Origin of the sequence: Paenibacillus eucommiae, from assembly GCF_017874215.1 — a bacterium.
GTDB lineage: Bacteria > Bacillota > Bacilli > Paenibacillales > NBRC-103111 > Paenibacillus_AI > Paenibacillus_AI eucommiae.
Genome location: NZ_JAGGLB010000016.1, coordinates 59,060 through 78,364, shown reverse-complemented (window position 1 = coordinate 78,364; position 19,305 = coordinate 59,060). Strand labels below are relative to the sequence as shown.

General features: G+C 45.3%; 14 protein-coding genes and 1 pseudogene. 3 read left to right on the top strand and 12 right to left on the bottom strand.

All coding sequences use genetic code 11. The features are described 5' to 3' along the window. Position 1 precedes the first annotated feature (1 nt). On the bottom strand, positions 2-3,118 hold the full coding sequence (locus J2Z66_RS22125) for a cadherin-like beta sandwich domain-containing protein (protein WP_209974456.1): 3,117 nt from the start codon (positions 3,116-3,118) through the stop codon (positions 2-4). Between the two features lie 288 nt (positions 3,119-3,406). Continuing rightward, a complete protein-coding gene (locus tag J2Z66_RS22120; RefSeq protein WP_209974454.1) occupies positions 3,407-3,871 on the bottom strand; it encodes a VOC family protein in 465 nt (154 codons plus the stop codon). A 105-nt stretch (positions 3,872-3,976) separates the two neighbouring features. Between J2Z66_RS22120 and J2Z66_RS22115 the strand changes: the two genes are divergently transcribed. Both J2Z66_RS22115 and J2Z66_RS22110 read left to right on the top strand, forming a co-directional pair. Then, a complete protein-coding gene (locus J2Z66_RS22115) occupies positions 3,977-4,894 on the top strand; it encodes a helix-turn-helix transcriptional regulator (RefSeq protein ID WP_209974452.1) in 918 nt (305 codons plus the stop codon). A 336-nt stretch (positions 4,895-5,230) separates the two neighbouring features. Continuing rightward, positions 5,231-8,335, top strand: a complete 3,105-nt coding sequence (locus J2Z66_RS22110) for an ATP-binding protein (RefSeq protein WP_209974450.1) — start codon at positions 5,231-5,233, stop codon at positions 8,333-8,335. 276 nt (positions 8,336-8,611) lie between these two features. On the opposite strand, the gene J2Z66_RS22105 is transcribed toward J2Z66_RS22110, so the two are convergent. Both J2Z66_RS22105 and J2Z66_RS22100 read right to left on the bottom strand, forming a co-directional pair. Continuing rightward, positions 8,612-9,406: a TrmH family RNA methyltransferase gene (locus J2Z66_RS22105; protein WP_209974642.1), complete on the bottom strand. Its 795-nt coding sequence runs from the start codon at positions 9,404-9,406 to the stop codon at positions 8,612-8,614. A 9-nt stretch (positions 9,407-9,415) separates the two neighbouring features. Beyond that, positions 9,416-10,075 (bottom strand): potassium channel family protein, encoded by a 660-nt coding sequence (locus J2Z66_RS22100; RefSeq protein WP_209974448.1) that lies wholly within the window; start codon positions 10,073-10,075, stop codon positions 9,416-9,418. A gap of 167 nt (positions 10,076-10,242) precedes the next feature. Here J2Z66_RS22100 and sspI point away from each other — a divergent pair, with 167 nt between their 5' ends. Then, positions 10,243-10,449: a small acid-soluble spore protein SspI gene (sspI, locus tag J2Z66_RS22095; protein ID WP_209974446.1), complete on the top strand. Its 207-nt coding sequence runs from the start codon at positions 10,243-10,245 to the stop codon at positions 10,447-10,449. Positions 10,450-10,452: 3 nt separating this feature from the next. Here sspI and J2Z66_RS22090 read toward each other — a convergent pair whose 3' ends face one another. From J2Z66_RS22090 to J2Z66_RS22055, 8 genes and pseudogenes are all read right to left on the bottom strand, one after another. Next, a complete protein-coding gene (locus tag J2Z66_RS22090; protein ID WP_209974445.1) occupies positions 10,453-11,541 on the bottom strand; it encodes a Gfo/Idh/MocA family protein in 1,089 nt (362 codons plus the stop codon). 124 nt (positions 11,542-11,665) lie between these two features. Then, positions 11,666-12,292 carry a ThuA domain-containing protein gene (locus J2Z66_RS22085; RefSeq protein WP_209974444.1) on the bottom strand — a complete coding sequence of 209 codons (627 nt, stop codon included), beginning with the start codon at positions 12,290-12,292 and terminating at the stop codon, positions 11,666-11,668. Positions 12,293-12,314: 22 nt separating this feature from the next. Further along, a pseudogene (locus J2Z66_RS22080) lies at positions 12,315-12,548 on the bottom strand (gfo/Idh/MocA family oxidoreductase); the annotation flags it as partial. Positions 12,549-12,652: 104 nt separating this feature from the next. Further along, complete coding sequence (locus J2Z66_RS22075; protein ID WP_312894706.1) at positions 12,653-13,714, bottom strand: LacI family DNA-binding transcriptional regulator; 1,062 nt, start codon at positions 13,712-13,714, stop codon at positions 12,653-12,655. 124 nt (positions 13,715-13,838) lie between these two features. Next, a complete protein-coding gene (locus J2Z66_RS22070) occupies positions 13,839-14,591 on the bottom strand; it encodes a YheC/YheD family protein (RefSeq protein WP_209974440.1) in 753 nt (250 codons plus the stop codon). Positions 14,592-15,279: 688 nt separating this feature from the next. Then, a complete protein-coding gene (locus J2Z66_RS22065; protein ID WP_209974438.1) occupies positions 15,280-16,863 on the bottom strand; it encodes a peptide chain release factor 3 in 1,584 nt (527 codons plus the stop codon). A 65-nt stretch (positions 16,864-16,928) separates the two neighbouring features. Then, positions 16,929-18,464 (bottom strand): glucose-6-phosphate dehydrogenase, encoded by a 1,536-nt coding sequence (gene zwf, locus J2Z66_RS22060; protein WP_209974436.1) that lies wholly within the window; start codon positions 18,462-18,464, stop codon positions 16,929-16,931. A gap of 145 nt (positions 18,465-18,609) precedes the next feature. After that, positions 18,610-19,080: a GNAT family N-acetyltransferase gene (locus J2Z66_RS22055; RefSeq protein ID WP_209974434.1), complete on the bottom strand. Its 471-nt coding sequence runs from the start codon at positions 19,078-19,080 to the stop codon at positions 18,610-18,612. Positions 19,081-19,305 lie beyond the last annotated feature (225 nt).

Here is a 19,305-nt window from a genome sequence, read left to right as displayed (position 1 = left end):
TTTAATTCATAAATCCTGCAGTCTGCAGCATCCGTTTAATAACAACAGCAGCCTGCGCGCGCGTAGCCTTGTCCTGAGGTGCAAATTGATGTTCTGTGATACCTGTCATCATACCGGATTCAAGCATTTGTGCTGCTGCAACCTGTGCCCATGGGCTAATCGCCGATTTATCTTCGAAAACAGCCAGCAGAGGAAGCAGCTTTCCTGCAACAGCTATAGGTTTATTAGCAAACAATAAGGCATTTGAAAGCATCACAGCCATCTGCTCTCTCGTTATCGTGTCATTAGGCCGGAAGGTTCCGTCCTCAAACCCGCTGACGATTTGCGCCTTCACCGCCGCGCCAATTGCACCCGCGAACCAGTCGGTTTCTGCAATATCCGTAAACGCTGGGGGATTGGTCTGAGTATTCGTTGGAACATTTATCTGAGCTGGCATCGAATCCTCTTCAAGCCCTAATGCACGGATAATGAGGCTGACGAACTCTGCACGAGTGACATTCCCTTCTGGAACAAAGTCCGCTTCGGTCTGCCCATTTACGATGAGCTTGGAGGCAAGCAGCTCCACATCGGTTTGCGACCAGTGGCCTTGTAGATCGGCAAAGGATTTCTTGGACTGAGCTATCGTGTACAGACTGTTTCCGGTGCGGAAGATATGGACCTCCGTTAATCCGTTCGTTGTTGTAAAAGTAGAAGGAACAAATGAGAATTCGCCGGTTTGCGGATTGATCCTGACTGCTGTCGCCATATCCATATCCGAACCTCTGTCTGACTCTGTCCCCGCAGCAACAATGCTTCTGCTCACATAAGTACGTCCGAAGTCAGTGAATACTTGTTTATTCCCATCCACCTCGATACTAAGGGTGAAGTCGATGATGTCTCCTACAAGCGTCATGCCGGCTGCTTTCGCCTGCTGAGCCATCTGTTCTTTGGCTGCACCTGTGATCGTTTCCATCGTAATGAAGACAGTGGCTTGTTCCAGCTTGCCACCGAGCTGCTTCAATTGAGCTGTAAGCGTAGGGAAGTTGATTGGCAATGTGTAGCTGGCATTCTCCGTCTTGATCTTGATTAAGGCATTGGGATTTTCATTAGCAGCCGCAGTAAGCAATCTAGCCGGAATGCCAACATTACGAATAGCTTCCGTACCCGGTATTTCAAACAAAATGGTTTGCGACCCTTTTGTTTTTCCTTTAAGTATGCTAAATGCTTTCGTTAACGAGTCCGCATGCAGCATTGCTGTGGCCTCCGCTTTTCCGTTCGTTTCCGCAGCTGCCTTTACGGTGAATGCTGCCGCACGGCTAGTAAGCGTTGCGCCACTTGTAGTCTCCTTTACATCTTCCGATTCCGGTTTCAAGGTATCCGTCTTATCCAGAGTGCTTGTATCCGAAGGAGTAGGAGGTCTGTATTCAATGGGGGCTTCTGCCCGATTTACGGTTAAGGTGTAGGTCTTGCTAGTTAAACCATCTGCTGCCGTAGTCACAAGCATGACCTGATTGCTTCCTACTTGAAGGCTTACGGGATTCGACACACCGCCGTTATACGATTGACCATTGATTCTTATCGTAGTCGCAGGGTCATATGTAACCGCTGTCACACTGATGCTGGATACGGTATATCCGACTTCAACAGAATAAGAGAGTACTTCCGGAGCAAACAAAGGCTGCAAAGCGCCTGCACTAACACTGATTTCACTTAGATCAGCATTCGGCTCGGTATCACCAGCCCGGTAAATCGTTACCGTGTACGTCCTGCTTGTCAGCTCATCTGCCGCATGTACGACAATGGGCAGCACGTTTGCCCCTATATGCAGGCTCACCGGTATCTCCGCGTTATTTCCGTACACTTGATCTGTGACCGAAATGCTCGCAGCTGAATCATACGCTGCAGCCGTTACGGTAACATTTTCTACCTCATTTCCTACATGAACCGAATAGCTGTTGATGCTCGGATCAAATGCCGGGCTAAGGCTCCCTCTGCTTACCGATAACGTGCTCAAATCCGCATCCGTGACCCGCTCATCGGCGATGACGGTGATTTCGTCACTATTGAAGTTGGCTACATAGACTTTGTTCAGTCCTGTGTTCACAGCAGCAGCAATTGGGTTCGTTCCAGCCGCTATAGTAGACGTCATCAGACTCATTCCATCGATCACAGTCACATTGTTGCTGTCATAATTCGCTACATAAATCTTATTCGTAACTGCGTTGATGGCCAGCGCACTTGGTCCGGATCCAACGGATACCGTGGAGAGGTTGTGATTGGCACCATCAATGACCGTCATATTGTTACTGCTCGTATTAGTCACATAAATCATTCCAGTCACTGGATTGACTTCCACCGCAGTCGGCGTTATACCAACATTCAGAGTAGAGACATCTCCCGTAGCTCCATCAATTACAGTAACGGTATTACTGTAGAAGTTGGCCACGTACACACTGCCTGTAAGTGGATTAACCGCTAATGCATTGGGTCCAGCACCCGTCGAAACAGAGGAGGGACTGTTACTGACACCGTCAATGACTGTCACCATATCACCATCCACGTTCGCCACATACATCTTGTTCGCCGCTTCATTAACAGCAATGGCAAACGGACTTTCCCCGACTTGCACCGTTGCAGTTTCGGTATCGGTATCCGTAGTCGCACCGTCAATGACCGTCACTGTATCGCTGCCTAAGTTGGCGACATAAATTTTGTTGGTCAACGTATTGACCGCTACAGCAAAGGGCAGGATTCCAACATCCACCTCTATGGTGTTGTTCGTTAAACCGTCGATGACTGTTACCGTATCGCTATCCACGTTCGCCACGTAGATCTTGTTCGTCACCGGATTAACGGCTACCGCATAAGGCGTTGTTCCAACCTCGACGTTAGCCACGGTCACAACACCCCCGCTATATGTATCTTCCAGCACGGTCACGCTGTCGCTGTCGGCATTGGCTACGTAGATCCTGCTAGTTACCGGATTTACAGCAACGGCATGCGGCCCTCTACCTGCAGCGATGTTTGAGGATGTAGCAGCTGCAGACACTTGAGAAACAGGCAATCCTGCAGCAAGTAACAGGAAGACGATCATTCCTACGAAGCCATAGCGCAGTAGGGGTTTTTTTTGAAAATCCATTAACCACCAATCCTTTTTACAAATTTGTTAACGCTTTCTTTTTGAGAACCAGGTTTAAATCAGTTCTCTTACTTTCAATGTGTTTCCATCGTGTGTTAAGAAGATCACCTCCTTAATATCACTTAATATCACTTAATATCCGTTGAAGCAGCTAAGCTGATTCTCATTATAAATGGGGTTCAGTAGAGATCATAGAGTAATGTTTTGTCATGGATGATACTTCATTGTTCTATCGCTTAAACAGCAAAAAAAATGGTCTTCAATTGCAAGACCATTTTTTAGAATGAGTTACTGTTTGTTGGCAATGACTTTATCAAGAAACTTATCTGCGTCACTATTAAATTTCCAGGTAACCCCAAACTTATCAACCAGCATTCCAAAGCACGAAGACCAGGGAGTATTGGATAACGGCATCATAACAGTGCCACCAACAGATAAATGATTAAAGTAATCTTCCAGTTTTTGTTTATCATCGATGACTATACTAATCAGTACGTTATTTCCTATCACCAACTCACCTGTTACCATTTTCATTGAAGGCAAAATATCCGACATCATTATTTTCCCGCCTGCGAATTCTATGGAAGACTCCATAATCATATTTAACTCATTTTCTGGCAATGGATAGTTTGGATCTTGTGGGATATCGCTAAATTTAACTTTTTTTACTTCAATTGAACTTAAAGCCTCCGAATAAAATTCAATCACTTGTTCTGTAATTCCATCAAAGTTTAAATATGCAATAGCTGACATAAAGTATTACCTCCTTCTTGTTATAAATGTAGTATAATCTACAAAAGGTGACAGCTGTATGTCACCGTTCTGAGATTAAGTAGAGAAATAAGAGGAGGAGGAAATATGGACAAGGTTGAGAGACTTATTTCTATAATCATGATATTGCTGAAAAAAAATGTCGTTTCAACAAAAGAATTCGCGCAATTATTTAATGTTTCCAAAAGAACTATTCTTCGCGATATGGAGACACTCAGCTTATCAAACATCCCGATCTACTCGATCCATGGAGTTAATGGTGGCTACGCTATTATGGATGAATACAAGGTTGATAAACGTCTTTTAAGCAGCTCCGACTTAGAGAATATATTAACTGCGCTCGGCGGATTGGAACAAATTCTAATTAGCGAAGAAGTTGAAATTACTATAAAAAAAATAGAAGCGATGGTTAGCCCATTGTCTCTGAAAAGTTCAATTCAACTGTCATTTTACGGTTGGGAAGGCCGGTCTGAGATTACTCAAACCTTGAAGACGTGTCAAGAATCAATATTAAAGAGAAGGTTAGTTTCATTTGATTATATAGATAAAAATGGCACCACGACGAATAGAATTGTCGAGCCTTATCAGCTTCATTTTAGCGAAACGAGTTGGTATCTGAAAGGATTCTGTTTACATCGTATGCGATACAGAACGTTTAAATTATCTCGGATCGATAATCTTAATATGGATGAAAAAACATTTAACCCTAGAGAATATTTATTAGAACAAGAACACGAAGCAAGTTATCAACCGCAACTAGTCGCTATTAAGGCATTGATTTCACCTATCATAAAAGATCAATTCATTGAAAGGTACGGTCGAAAGAGTATTGAAAACTATAGTTCTGAATTTTTATTAGCAACAATTTATGTCCCTCAAAACAGTACGGGATTTCAATTTTTAGCAAATTTCGGCACAAATCTAACAATCGTAGAGCCCAAGACATATGTTGAAGACTTTCGAAATTATTTAAAGAAAATGATGGATAACTACATTTCGAACTAATAATATTACGCACTCCACATGTGTTGTATGCGGGAGGTGATCCCTTTTCCACGGCATCTGTTATAGTCGTTTCATGTCGCGTAGAATCAAGCTTTTTGCAGGTGCTGCAACATCTTTTCGCTTTGTTTACTGTACCTTATCACGAATTTTCACGGCAGTTTTACGGCAATGTACAGGATTAAATCGAATCGCTAATTGCAACCGCATCAAATTGAATGTCACTTATGCCGAGTCTTTTGTTCCCAACCAAACATTTCTTTACAATTGGGATGTGTCGAATTTGTCAGATGCTGTTATACTGAAGACGAAGCTCTCATAGTGAAAGGAATTGGCTGCGTGAAAAATAGAAAGATTCTCACTCTAATTATGGTCTCTATCACTCTCTTAACAACGTACTTAGTCCTTCACTCATTTCGTGTATTCGACTCCAATACATTCGCGGCGAAAAATGGTGTTCTTTCATTGCTGCATTGGGATCGGCAGGATGAAAAAATTATTACGCTTGATGGAGAATGGGACTTCTATCCAGATGAATTAATCGTGCCCAGCCCGGTTGAGGATGTCTTTGAACGTTATAAGAACACACGCCAATCCATTCCAGTACCTGCTGCGTGGGATCGCTATAGGGCTAAGAACGCTACTCCTTACGGGACAGGCACGTATCGCTTGATTATTCATGTTCCGAAGGATGACCGTTATGGTGTAAAGCTGAATACGATTCGAAATGCCAATAAAGTGTATTTAAACGGGGAGGAGCTTGGCTCAGCAGGTGTTCCTTCAAAAAGATCCGAAGAATATCGCTTCGATTACAAAAAGTATGTCGTGCTGGGAAATAGTAAAGATAAACAAATAGAGCTTGTTATACTAGTTGCCAATTATGACTATGCTGTTGGCGGGATTGTCAGTTCGCTCCATTTCGGTCTAGCCGATCAAATATTAGCAGAACAAGGCCGTGAAAAATTCACTGAAGCCTTCCTCATTTCCGGCTATTTGCTGTTTTCATTTATATACTTTACGGCATATTTGCAACACAAACGAAAATTCCGGTATGAGCTATATTTCAGTCTATTCAGTTTAGCGCAAGCTATACATATATCAACGATAAATGAAAGATGGATCTACTTACTATTTCCGGAGCTGAACCCATCCTCACAACTAGAAATACAAGCCATATCACTTACACTTTTCGTATTGTTTTTCCTATTATTTGTGTATCATTTCTTCAACTTGTCTGCCAGCAGAAGGATCGTCACTGCATTAAGTGCAATACTAGGATTTCAAGCCTTGGCAGTGTTTGTATTAAGCATGACTATTGATCTAATGGTAAAGGTTCCATTTCCGCTCATTCAACTCATTGTTTCAGGGACTACCGCCATCGGTTACGTGTATATTTTTATTATGCTGCTAAAAGCCTATTGGCAAAAGACGGATGAGTCCGACTATGTGCTGATCGTTGTTTTTACTTTTGCTGTTTATGGTGTTCTGCTTGCAATTGTCATGTTATTTGAAGTGAATATCGAAATGCCGTCACTTCTTTTGTTTTTAATTATGGTGATGAGCTTGGCGCTATTATTGAGTCACCGTTCTCAGCAGGCATACAACAAAGCGGAGAAACTATCTAATGAATTGCTTAAATTCGACCGAATAAAGGATGAATTTCTAGTCAAAACATCACACGAGCTCGGCACTCCGCTCCATGGTATTATGAATCTTTCTCAATCGCTGCTGGAGGGTGTAGAGGGGCCTTTAAAAAGGAAACAGCAAGAAAATGTTATATTGATACACTCGGCAAGTAGAAGATTGGCAGGCTTGGTTAAGGATCTTTCATTTATTTCTAAAATAAAGCAAGGTGAGGTGTCTTTTACATCCAGACCGATCGAAATTCGAATTGTTGAGGAAGTGCTCGCTGAGATTGCCTATGTTATGCCACCCGCTCCGCCTGTTCAATTGATCAATAAGATCCCAGAAAATTTGCCGCTTGTCCACACCGATGAGCAAAAGCTAAAGCAGGTTTTCTTCAATCTGATCTACAATGCGATTAAATTCACCAAGCAGGGTACGATCACGATTTCAGCCCAAATCATAGAGGAACAGATGCACATATCAGTTAAGGATACGGGTCCAGGTATTGCTGCAGAGTACCAAGACCTCATATTTACAACCTTTTATCAAGTTGAAAGCAGCCGGATCAGGGAATCAGAAGGACTTGGTTTGGGTTTAAGCATTACCAAGAAAATTGTAGAGAGTGCAGGCGGACGTATTTGGGTAACTTCTGAAATAGGTAAAGGCTCCTGCTTTACCTTCACGATCCCATTGGCTACTAATGAGCAGCTATTAGGGCATAATGAAATAAGCAATCACGCCATGAACCAACAAATTGCGTCTACCCGAATAAATAATCGGGAGATAAAGCAGTCGCATGTTATTCTGCCTGCAAAAGTGAAAGGATCAAAACCGTATACAATATTAGTTGTAGATGACGAGCCTGCCAACTTAAAGGTGCTTATTAATATGCTTCATTCGCTTCATTATAGCGTAATGGCAGTAGGCAGCGGGCAGGAAGCACTCGACATCATTGACACGGAAAAGGTGGATCTATTAATTTTAGATTTAATGATGCCCCATATGACGGGATATGAGGTCTGCAAAGAGATCAGACAGAAGCGAGACTTAGTAGATCTGCCTGTCATCATATTAACAGCAGCAGGACAATTGTCTGACTTAGTTGTATCCTTCCAATTAGGAGCCAATGATTACTTGCAAAAGCCTGTTAATTTGAAGGAATTAGAGATGCGAATCGAGTCCTTATTATTAATGAAAAAATCAGCACAGGATGCTGTGGAGCATGAACTTAGCTACTTTTACGCTCAGATTACACCGCATTTTTTATACAACACACTCAATGCGATTATTGCGCTAAGTTGGTTTGACCAGGAAAAAACCCAAACTGCATTAGAACATCTTTCTACCTATTTCCGAGGAAAGCTGGATTACCAGAAGCAGCGCTCACTCGTCCCTTTGGAGGAAGAAATACAATTAGTAAAGGCTTACTTAGCGATAGAACAACTGCGCTTCGAAGAAAGGCTTCATATCGAATATAATATCGACGAAACCATTCAAACCTATATACCATCAATGACACTGCAGCCGTTAGTGGAAAATGCTGTTCATCACGGGATTTCCAAAAGAAAAAATGGTGGAACGCTGCGCCTTACTATCGAGCGGGAGCAGCAGCATATCAAAATCACGATAGAGGATAACGGTGTCGGGATTCCTCTAGAAAAGCAGCAAGAGCTATTGCTTGGTCGAAATGAGCGATTGGGCTTTACAAATCCATATAGAAAGCTTTCGCTAATTAAAGGAGCTCGTTTTCAATTGAACAGTGAGATGGGCAAAGGGACAACGATCATCATTCATATACCGGCATATTTAAACCCTTAAACAGCAAGGAACAAACGACCTCCACATGCACCGTTTACAGGAACATGTTGTCTTAGGATCTGATCTGATGTAATCTGTAGAACCTTGATTTGACGGGCTTTTTCGCATATGGGTATTCCGTTCTGAATTCCTGAAAAGTTTACCATCATTTTGCAACACTTCTTTTATTTTTGCTGTTCCCTGCTTGCAACGCAAAATGAATCGGAGAGCCCCCGGACATTTCATCCAGCATCCCCCGATCCTCTTAGACAATTAGTTGGGTAAAAAAGTCAGGAATTATAGTTTGGTGAAAGCAGCCCGCTGCCGTGAAGCCTCAAATAAAAGCACAGTAGCAGCCATAGCAACATTAAGCGACTCTGCCTGACCTTGCATAGGGATAATGACTTTCATATCTGCCTCAGCAGCGACTTCAGCCGAGACCCCCTTGGCCTCATTGCCCAAAATAAACCAGGTTGGCTTACTAAGATCCGTTTCGTAGCAGCTATGAGTTGCCTGTAGGCTTGTCGTCACAAGCTGAATCCCTGCAGCACGAGCCGCTGGAAGCACATCCAGCAAATCTGCTGATATAATCGGCAAATGGAACAAGGATCCCATCGTGGAACGGATCGTTTTGGGGTTGTATACATCCACGGTTCCGTGTCCTAACAGCACTCCGCTAGCTCCCACAGCATCGGCACTGCGAATGATCGTGCCCAGGTTACCAGGATCCTGGACGCCATCGACAACAACGACCAAATCGTGAGCCATCTCTAGAATTTGATCAGCAGGCGAAATGTTCATTTGCACTATAGCTATAATGCCCTGCGGCGATTGCGTATCGGAGCACTTCTCCAGAACGGCCTGACTAACACCAACCCACTCGATATAGCCCACTGTTCGTTCATACAATTCAGCCGGCTTCCCTTTGTCCAAGCTATAAATAATGGTCAATACTTCTGCTTGCGCTTTCACAGCTTCTTCTACCAAATGGATACCTTCAATCAAAAATTTACGCTGCTTATCCCTGCCGCGGCGATCGAGCAGTTGAGCCCATACTTTGACTCTGGCATTTTGTGGCGATACGATATCTATACTCATCGGCTACACCGCAAAGGCAACTTCGAACCGTTGAAGGTTCTCATTTTTGCCTACTACAACCAGTATATCTTCATCTTTGATCAGGTCTTCACCGCTCGGCGGGATGATAAGCTGCTCGTTTTCTTTGATTGCAATGACGTTGCAGCCATACTTGGCGCGGATATCCAGCTGTCTAAGATTTTTTCCAATCATTTGGCTGGAAGCTTTGATCTCTAAGATACTGTGATCTGCTGAAAGCTCTATGTAATCAAGAATGTTTGAAGAAATCAAATGATGGGCAACCCTCTGACCCATATCCCGCTCCGGGTAAATGACTTTGTCGGCGCCAATTTTTTTCAGTACCTTGCCATGCAGCTCATTGACAGCTTTAACGACAATACTGCGTACCCCAATATCTTTTACAATTAGAGTTGTCAATATACTGGCCTGAATATCTTCTCCGATCGCCACAACCACCACGTCAAAATTGCGTATTCCTAACGCCCGCAGCGCCTCTTCATCTGTAGAATCCGCTTGAATAGCATGGGTAACAATGGCCGAAATTTCTTGAATTTGTTCCTCTCTGTGATCAATGGCCAGTACCTCGAAGCCCATTTGCGACAAGGTCTTGGCAACACTTGAACCGAACCTGCCCATACCGATAACGGCAAATTGCTTTTTCATCCGCGCCCCCGCTCCCTGTCTTTTTCTGAATGATTATAAAGTATTATAGCATAAAATGATGGAAATTCTCACTGCAGCCCACATATCCCTGCCTCAAAAAAACAAGCATATCCCACAGGAGGAATGCGCATATTAAGGAAGATAACGAAAGGAAGCGAGTGTGCTATATGAATATTAACCTTAGACAGGCCATCGTTCAACGCGTTCAAAAAAAATCGGGCGAAGAGCTCCATGAAGTCATAGAAGACTCCATAGGAGGCGAGGAAAGGTTGCTGCCTGGATTGGGAGTTCTCTTCGAGATTATTTGGCAGCACAGCGAAAGTAGTATCCAGGATGAGCTTGTCGCCACTTTACACGAGCATCTGCAAAATTAAAAATTAGAGCACAGCTCCTGCCGCCAGAGGGGCAGGCTTTCCGCATGTACTGCACATCACATAATGCCTACCTTCAGACGAAGCCTCATGAAAGCCATGCATGGCTTCAAGCACATGATAAGCAAGCTCACTACTGGCGCGGTGTGGGGTCCCGGTAAGAATCGAGTGCCCCATATCCGCAACTCCAATACCGCGATTGTTAAGGGCATAACCATGAGTTAACGCAATCTCTTCCCAATCCGCTCCAGGACGCTTTAATAGCACAGGTCCCCCAAAGGAGTTAGGATCCGGAACACGAAGCGTTCCAGCGCTGCCATAAATCTCTATATTCGGAAGGTCAGTAGCAGCCTTAACATCAAAGCTCGTTATTAAAGTAGCAATTGCGCCACTCTCAAAATCAATAACTCCTGTTACATGCGTCGGTGTATGTACCTGAATTTTGCTGCCTGCTTTTGGCTGGCTAGTAATGGTCCGTTCTGGAAACGAAATCCGGGCTGAACCTGTCACCCGCTGGATAGGACCCAGCATCGCAACCAACGCTGTCAAATAATAAGGTCCCATATCATACATAGGGCCTCCACCAAGCTCATAATAAAACTCTGGAGCCGGATGCCAGGACTCATGCCCTCCACACATCATGAACGCAGTCGCAGCTACAGGCGTCCCAATAGCACCCTCTGCGATCAACTGAATACAGGTTTGAATGCCTCCACCCAGAAAAGTGTCTGGCGCCCCACCTGCCATAAGTCCCTTGCTCCTCGCCAATTCGACTATTTCTAGCCCATCCTCACGGGTAACAGCTAATGGCTTTTCTACATAAACATGTTTCCCGGCCTCTAGAACCTTCAGACAAACCTCAGCATGAGCAGCTGGCAGGGTCAAATTAATGACAATTTGAATTTCTGGATCTGCGAGCAGCTCATCCACCGTATAAGCATGCCCTATTCCATACTCAGCAGCCTTAGCTTTCGCTCTATCCACATCGAGATCCGCACAGGCTACAAGCTCCAGGTGCTTGAATTTGGGGATATTTTGCATATAAATACCACTGATATTGCCGCAGCCGATAATGCCTACTTTTACTTTAGACATCTACCTTATCCTCCTTAAAATTCCCCAATTATTATTTAAAATTTCATCAGCTCATCAGCTCATCAGTTTAATCAAGTTTCAACAGTTGATCAGTTTCATTGGGCTCATCAAGCTTCATCAAGCTTTATCGTGCCGCCCACAACATCCCCCGCCGCATTAATTCCAAGGTCTCGGGCATTGACACAATATCCGCCTGGTGACCCAGAGAGCAGTAGTACACTTTGCCGGAACCATACATTTTCGTCCAGACTACAGGCATCTCCACATCGCCAAAATAGGTCACTACATGCACTTGATTAGCTGGATCTGTATGCATATAATATTGCTCGGAAACGACCGTAAAATCATCAATGCCCTGTGTTAAGGGATGATTAAGATCCTTCATCTTCACCTCATAGGAGACGCCGTCATTACCCGGATGCGCTACCCACTGGCCTCCAACCATATATTGAAATTCAGTTTCATTGCGAAAAGAGTCCCCCAAGCCGCCATGGCAGCCTGCCAAACCAGTACCTCCAACTTTTACAGCATGAATCAACGAGCTTAACTGATCGGATTGAATGGTCCCCATTGTCCATACCGGAACTATCAAATCGACTGATTCCAGTCTCTCGGAATCCTTGAAGCTATCCAGCGTATCCGATATGTCGACAGCGAAGCCTTCCTCCTTCAGGACATTACCCAGGATCGCAGCAACCTCCTCGGGCTGATGGCCATCCCAACCTCCCCAAACTACCAACGCTTGTTTCATACTGCCCAGCTCCCTTCAGCATTTATACGTCTTGAACATTTATCCAGCGGCGCTGCGTGATCGATTGTTCTACGGCTTCCAGCACCTGTTGGCATTTAACGCCATCTACAAAATTAGGATTTGGCTGCCAATCCTCACATATTGCATGTATAAGCTCAACCACCTCATGCAAAAAGTATGCTCATACCCAATTGTATGACCCGGTGGCCACCAAGCCTGCATTACTAGCATGCGGAGGATCCGTAGCCAGCACTCTTGTAAGCCTTTCCCATAAATTTATACCCTACCATCCCAATATTAAAACTTTTCATCCATAATCTCCTCCATCATCTCTACATAGAGAGGCCAGCCACAGCGATATCAGACTTCACTTACTTCCCCGGAGGTTTCTCTAACTACAAGCTTTGTTGGGAGCTTCTCTTGAATCACTTGTCCAGAATCACCTGCTGCGAATTGTTCCAAAGCAACCTTAGCTGCCCGCTTTCCCATATCGAAGAAAGGGACATAGATGCTGGATAGTGAAGGACTGCTAAGCCTGGCAGCATCAGAGTCATCACAGCCTACAATTGCATAATCCCGGCCAGCGTGCCAGCCCCTTTCCCGCAGCCCCTGCATAAGGCCGATCGCCATGCGGTCATTCGCAGCAAATATGGCATCCACAGATAACCGCCGTTCCCAAAGCTCAGCAGCAGCCTGATAACCGCTTGTGCGGCTGTAATTGCCCTCAATCCTCACCTGCTCCCGTGAGTTCATCTTATTTATCCCGTTCATTCCGCCGTCAACACTCTGCTCACGAATCGCCTTCTCATAGCCTTCAAGCCTGTCAAGGCTATTGGAATAGAACGAAGAACCATTAAGAAAAGCGATGTTCTGAAAACCACGCTCTTGCAAATGCCTTACAGCCGTATAGCTCCCCTCAACGTGGTCGGCATCGATCTCATTAAAATCCATTCCGGCAAAATGCTGATTGACCAAGCAAAAGGGCAGCTTCAGATCACGCAGCTGCATCAGCGACTGCCGATGCTCCGGGGTGTCCATAGACCCGAGAATCACACAGGCATCCACCTTCTGGGAGCGATAAAGACGAGCGTAATCCACCGGTTCATCTGGAGACAAGAGCATTAGAAGAATGTCATATTCCTGTTTACGTGCTTCCTCACCAATTCCGCTTAGTGTCTCGGAGAAATAGTAGGTTGAGAAAAGATGCACTTTAGGGGTATAAGGCAGTACAACACCAAGGTTTCCGCTGCGTCTTCTCGCAAAGTTTTGGGCAATCGCATTCGGATGGTAATTCAGCTCCTTAGCTGCTGCCAGCACCTTGCTCTTCGTCCCTTCCTTCATCGGACCTACTCCATTGAAAACACGCGATACCGTAGCCTCGGAAACCCCCGCCAGCTTGGCCACTTCTTTTCTCGTTACCACGCCAAATCCTCCTTCATTGTTCCTAGTAAAAATAAATAAATCCATTATGTACGCGCGTTCATTTTCTCATCTTCAGTCCCCTTTGTCAACTTCTTTTCCCAAAATAAAACAGCCATGAGCAAGCTCACAGCCGTTTGTATCTTTTTGCATAACGCACGATCTTAGCGAAAATGCTTTTATCCTTGAGCCTCCGAAAAATAAACGGGTCCGGGGAAGTATTCACCTCTAGAATCCAAGGATTCAGCTCCTTATCAAGCGCAACATCAAGACCAATTTCCTTTATACCTCTGTATTTCTTATGCATCGCCTTGGCCACATCAAGCCCAAGTGATTTAAGCTTCCCTACATAACGCTGTCTGCTGGTACTGGATAAATAACTGCCCAACAGCTGATCCACAGATTTCAATGTGCCACCATTATGGAAATTAGTCACAATTTTACGAGGATGAGCCACACGGCCAATTACGCCTGTGGTTTCCCATTTGCGATTAGGATCCTGCTGAACCATTACCCGCAGATCAAATCTATTCCCTTTATACTTCAAAAGATGAATGCCCTTCTGCACCAAATAGTTTCTCTTCCTTATATCCTTGCGAATGGATGCATACAGCTTCGAGTATTCATGGAATCTTTTGATACGAAGACCAGATTGGTACTTATACGAAGCCCCATTTTCACCAGGATTCCATTCCACACGCATAACACCATTGCCAAAAGTCCCTGTATCAGGCTTAATATAAACCATCCCATACTGCTCCAGCATTTGCTTCAAGCTTTCTTTGTTTAATCGTTTCGTTATTGGAACATATTTGCGTATATTGGAATGAGCGTTAAGAGCAATTGTTTTTGCCCACTTGCTATAAACATGCCTGCGCATTGAGCTCCGCCTTTCCTATGGTCTACCATACTTCTTTACCCCTACTTCACAACCATACTGCTAAACCTACTGCTTAAACCTACTTCCTATCCGTTGTTAGTGTATGATGCCAAGAAGGAATTGGGTATAGGCTTCTCTCTATATTGCCATTTAAGGGCACTGGCTCAATGTATTTGGGCATCGTTACAAATCTCAATTGTAGGTGCCGCGGCACTTGCGGAGCCCCTTTAATTAAGAAAAGCGTCTTGCTGCGTCCTTTGAGGAGCGTGTTCGTAATGTTGGTAGTTCGGGGAGGGACTGGCTGTGGGCTCCAGCCGCTGTTAAAGATTTGTTCCCTGATTGGATGGAAGAGGAGGTAGGAACAAATCTTTAAAGGCGGACGTTACCGCTCTTCCGCCCACAGCCATTCCCTCTCTTTAGCTGCAATCACACGAATCACACGAACACCATGCTCTACGGACAGCCAGCAATGGTTTTTGACTTGGTTGAAGGATATTTTCTAGTGGGCAATGGCGCTTTGGATTGCTGGCTGGTGGGACTGCTGGGATTACTGGGACTGCTGGTTGTGTAGTAGAAAAACATCGTTAAGTGAAGCACACACCCTACATGCGTGGGCACCAAACAAAAAGACCAAGGCGCAATAACTTAATACGCATTGGTCTTCCATCTTCCAGTCATATATACATCATTAAGGTGAATTAGTCAGGAACTTCGCAGTCGGATTTTTATCAATAGCAGAACGCAGCGCGTATTCACTTTCGAATAACACTACATAATTGCCCTTCTTATCCTTCACAAGCTGCGAGTTAATGCGGAATTTGCCGGGATCAATCTTATCGTCCACAAGCCAGCGGGCAAATTGGTAATTTTGGCGCTGGAGCTGAATATCTACTCCGTATTCATTTTTCATCCGGTGCTCCAATACCTCGAACTGCAGCTGTCCGACAACACCGAGGATCATGTCCTCGAAGCCGATGGTGGTGAACACCTGAATAGTGCCCTCTTCCGTAAGCTGATCGATGCCCTTCTGAAACGGTTTATGCTTCAATGCATTTTTAACCGTAACCTTGCTGAACAGCTCCGGTGAAAAGCTCGGCAAGTCATCAAAAACAATTTCCATGCCCTGGCTAAGAGAATCCCCAATTCGAAAAATACCAGGATCAAACAAGCCGATAATATCTCCGGGATAGGCTTCTTCCACAATATCGCGGTCCTGAGCAAGAAATTGCTGCGGCTGGGAGAGCTTAATATCTTTGCCCGCGCGTATATGACGAACGGACATCCCCCGCGAGAATTTGCCCGAGACAATTCTTAGGAAAGCAACACGATCCCGATGAGCCGGGTTCATATTAGCCTGAATTTTGAAAATATATCCGGAGAAGTTAGTTTTGGTAGGCTCTATCGCTCCGATATTGCTGTTTCTAGGCTCTGGCTTTGGAGCTAGCTGCAGGAAGTTTTCCAGAAAAGTCTGCACGCCGAAATTGTTGATAGCACTACCGAAGAACACCGGAGTCAGCTCGCCTTTAAGCACCTTCTCCATGTCAAAAGGATCCCCGGCCACATCCAGTAATTCGATGTCTTGGCTTAGCTGACTATGCAGGTAATCACCAGCTATTGATTTCACCAGAGGGTCATCTACACCACTCACCTTGCGAACTTCAATATGCTTGTGATCGTCTCCCTGAAAGAGCTCCAGCTGTGACTTTCCTCTATCATAAACGCCGCAGAACTGCTTGCCGGAACCAATCGGCCAATTCATGGGATATGAACGTATGCCGAGAATTTCCTCAAGCTCTTCCAGCAGCTCGAAGGGATCTCTGCCCTCACGGTCAAGTTTGTTGATAAAGGTGAAAATAGGAATGCCGCGCAACCGGCACACCTGAAACAGCTTCTTAGTCTGTGCTTCCACACCCTTGGCAACGTCTATGAGCATGACGGCACTATCCGCCGCTGTAAGCGTACGGTAAGTGTCTTCACTGAAATCTTGGTGACCTGGAGTATCCAGAATATTAACTCTGTGGCCTTCATAATCGAATTGCATCACGCTTGAGGTTACCGAGATCCCTCTCTGCTTCTCAATCTCCATCCAGTCTGAAGTTGCGTGCTTGCTGGCTTTACGCCCTTTCACCGTACCTGCAAGGCGGATCGCCCCGCCGAATAGCAGCAGCTTCTCGGTCAATGTCGTTTTTCCCGCATCCGGGTGAGATATGATGGCGAATGTACGCCGCTTTGCGACTTCCGCTTCCAGTTCTTTGTCAAGCTGCGTTGTCATTTAATTAAATTCCCCTTCTTTATCGAACGTAGGCTTTCGCTATTGGTGCGATGCAATCAAGTCAATCAAGTCAGAACGGAGGGCTTAGGCTCGGCGATCCAGTCTACTTCCCCTTCGTTCTGACCGTTGACCGGCCACCACTTGAACCCGTCTTCAGCAAGCATCTCCTGCGCTCTCTCTGGTCCCCATGAACCGGCTGGATACATGCTTAGATCCTCTGGACTTAACGGCCACACCTTCGCAATACGGTCCACATACTGCCAGGCCAGAGCCACTTCATCCCAGCGGGTGAAATAAGTCGAGTCGCCTCTTTGCGCATCATGCAGCAGCCGCTCATAAGCCTCAGGCGTATTGATGCCAATCTGACAGCTTTGGCAGAAATCCATAGCGATCGGAATAATAACCCCTTCCGAGCCGGGCTTTTTCACGTTCATCTTCATGTATATGCCTTCCAGCGGATTCACCCGGAAAACAAGTAAATTCGGCTGCAAATCGTGCTTTTTGGCGAGGTAAACATTGTCTGGTATGTTCTTGAACTCCACTACAACCTCAGTCGTTTTTACCGGGAGCCTTTTGCCTGTACGTATATAGAAAGGTACACCGGCCCAGCGGAAATTATCCACAAAAACCCTGGCAGCGAAATAAGTTTCCGTTGTTGACTCTGGCTGCACGGAATCCTCCTGACGATAAGCCGGCAGAGGCTTGCCATTGGAGCCCCCTGTCGTGTATTGTCCACGAACCGTGTTAGACCTTACATCCTCGACTGTTTCCAGCAGCCGCAGCGAACGAAGCACCTTCACCTTCTCATCGCGGATATCCTCCGCATTTAGACGGCTCGGCGGCTCCATAGCCATCATCATCAGCATTTGCAGCATATGATTCTGTCCCATATCGCGAAGCGCACCCGATTGATCGTAATAGCCTCCACGCTCTTCCACACCAACCGTCTCGCTCAGCGTAATTTGAATATTCGCTATGTATGTTTTATTCCACAGCGGCTCAAAAAATGCATTGGCAAACCGCACAAATTCGATATTTTGCACCATTTCCTTGCCAAGATAATGATCGATGCGATAAATATCCTTCTCCTCAAATACTTGACGCAGCTGTTCATTCAGCTTCTCGGCAGAAGCAAGGTCATAGCCGAAGGGCTTCTCAATAACGAGACGGTGCCAGCCTGTTGTGTCCATAAGCCCGCCCTCACGGAGGTTCGCCGAAACATTTCCGAAGAGCTCAGGTGCCAGCGCCAAGTAAAACAAGCGGTTGCCTCCCGTCTCATATTTCTCGTCGAGGCCGTCTGTAAGCTTCTTCAACTGATGGAAGTTCTCAATATTATTGATGTCGAGCGACATATATTCGAAGCGCTGGACGAAGCTTGTCCAATTCTCCTCATTATCGATTTTGTAACGGGCAAACTCACCTATCGAGTGCTTCACATCTGCTTGAAACTGCTCGTTAGTGCGCGGTCTGCGGGCTAATCCCACTACCGCAAAATTATCGCCCAGCTTCCCTTCCCGGTAAAGGCTGTAAAAAGCAGGGAACAGCTTTCTTTTGGCCAAGTCCCCTGTAGCCCCAAAAATAAAAAATACAGTTCCACTCATCTATGCATCATTCTTTCTGTTTTAGATTAAGTAATACGCTTAGCATACCTAAATTAGCCTGAGGATTCAACTTGATTTCAAAGTCAAGTGAAAAAATTACGGGGAATTTCCAGAGAGAACTGCGGAATTTGCCCGCAGCCCCGATTTACTGAAGCCTTCGCGGCTTGCTTACAGTCAGCGATATTTCCATCAAATAGCAGCCAACCTCCGCTAAATACCGGACTGCCTCAAAGCCCATTGCCTGGTAAAAACCAATCGCCTTCGGATTGCTTTCATCCACAAGCAGTTGAGCCTTCTTACAGGCTTTTCTTTTGCCAAAGCTCTCTCCTGCCAGTAAAAGCTTCTTTCCCAGCCCTCGTCCCTGAGTTTGCCCGCTTATCGCCAGCATATCCACGTATAGCACCCGATTTTTACAAAACATTGTAATAAAGCCGACGGGCCGCCGATTCCCCCTGGCCATTACAAAGGTCACATTATTTCTCAGGCGTTTGCGGATCGAGGTCAGCGTAAGGACGGAGGAATCGTTAAATTCCCTCGAGAAAGGAGCTATTTCCTCCAAAATCAATTTGTAAATCACACTGTCGTCTATAGCAGGCAATCTTTCCCGTATCATCATGGCGCAAGCCTCCACAAGAAGCAATAATGCTATCTTATGAGAGGGCCGCGCGGATTGCTTCCGCTTGTTTACTCCCAGACTTATTTCTTATATTTATTGACCACAAACCACGAGAAAAAAATGCAGCCAACGATAACAAGCCCTATAACAATGGTCTGTGTGACATCCATAATTCCTTCTCCTCATCGACTTTCATATTATGTATTGTAAAAGCCCGCAGTCCCG

What these genes read in the sequence shown, in the direction of transcription:
- J2Z66_RS22100 (WP_209974448.1), bottom strand. Translation starts at nt 10,075, where the DNA reads ATGAAAAAGCAATTTGCCGTTATCGGTATGGGCAGGTTCGGTTCAAGT.
- J2Z66_RS22065 (WP_209974438.1), bottom strand. Translation starts at nt 16,863, where the DNA reads ATGACAACGCAGCTTGACAAAGAACTGGAAGCGGAAGTCGCAAAGCGG.
- J2Z66_RS22090 (WP_209974445.1), bottom strand. Translation starts at nt 11,541, where the DNA reads ATGTCTAAAGTAAAAGTAGGCATTATCGGCTGCGGCAATATCAGTGGT.
- J2Z66_RS22085 (WP_209974444.1), bottom strand. Translation starts at nt 12,292, where the DNA reads ATGAAACAAGCGTTGGTAGTTTGGGGAGGTTGGGATGGCCATCAGCCC.
- J2Z66_RS22115 (WP_209974452.1), top strand. Translation starts at nt 3,977, where the DNA reads ATGGACAAGGTTGAGAGACTTATTTCTATAATCATGATATTGCTGAAA.
- J2Z66_RS22055 (WP_209974434.1), bottom strand. Translation starts at nt 19,080, where the DNA reads ATGATGATACGGGAAAGATTGCCTGCTATAGACGACAGTGTGATTTAC.
- sspI (WP_209974446.1), top strand. Translation starts at nt 10,243, where the DNA reads ATGAATATTAACCTTAGACAGGCCATCGTTCAACGCGTTCAAAAAAAA.
- zwf (WP_209974436.1), bottom strand. Translation starts at nt 18,464, where the DNA reads ATGAGTGGAACTGTATTTTTTATTTTTGGGGCTACAGGGGACTTGGCC.
- J2Z66_RS22070 (WP_209974440.1), bottom strand. Translation starts at nt 14,591, where the DNA reads ATGCGCAGGCATGTTTATAGCAAGTGGGCAAAAACAATTGCTCTTAAC.
- J2Z66_RS22125 (WP_209974456.1), bottom strand. Translation starts at nt 3,118, where the DNA reads ATGGATTTTCAAAAAAAACCCCTACTGCGCTATGGCTTCGTAGGAATG.
- J2Z66_RS22120 (WP_209974454.1), bottom strand. Translation starts at nt 3,871, where the DNA reads ATGTCAGCTATTGCATATTTAAACTTTGATGGAATTACAGAACAAGTG.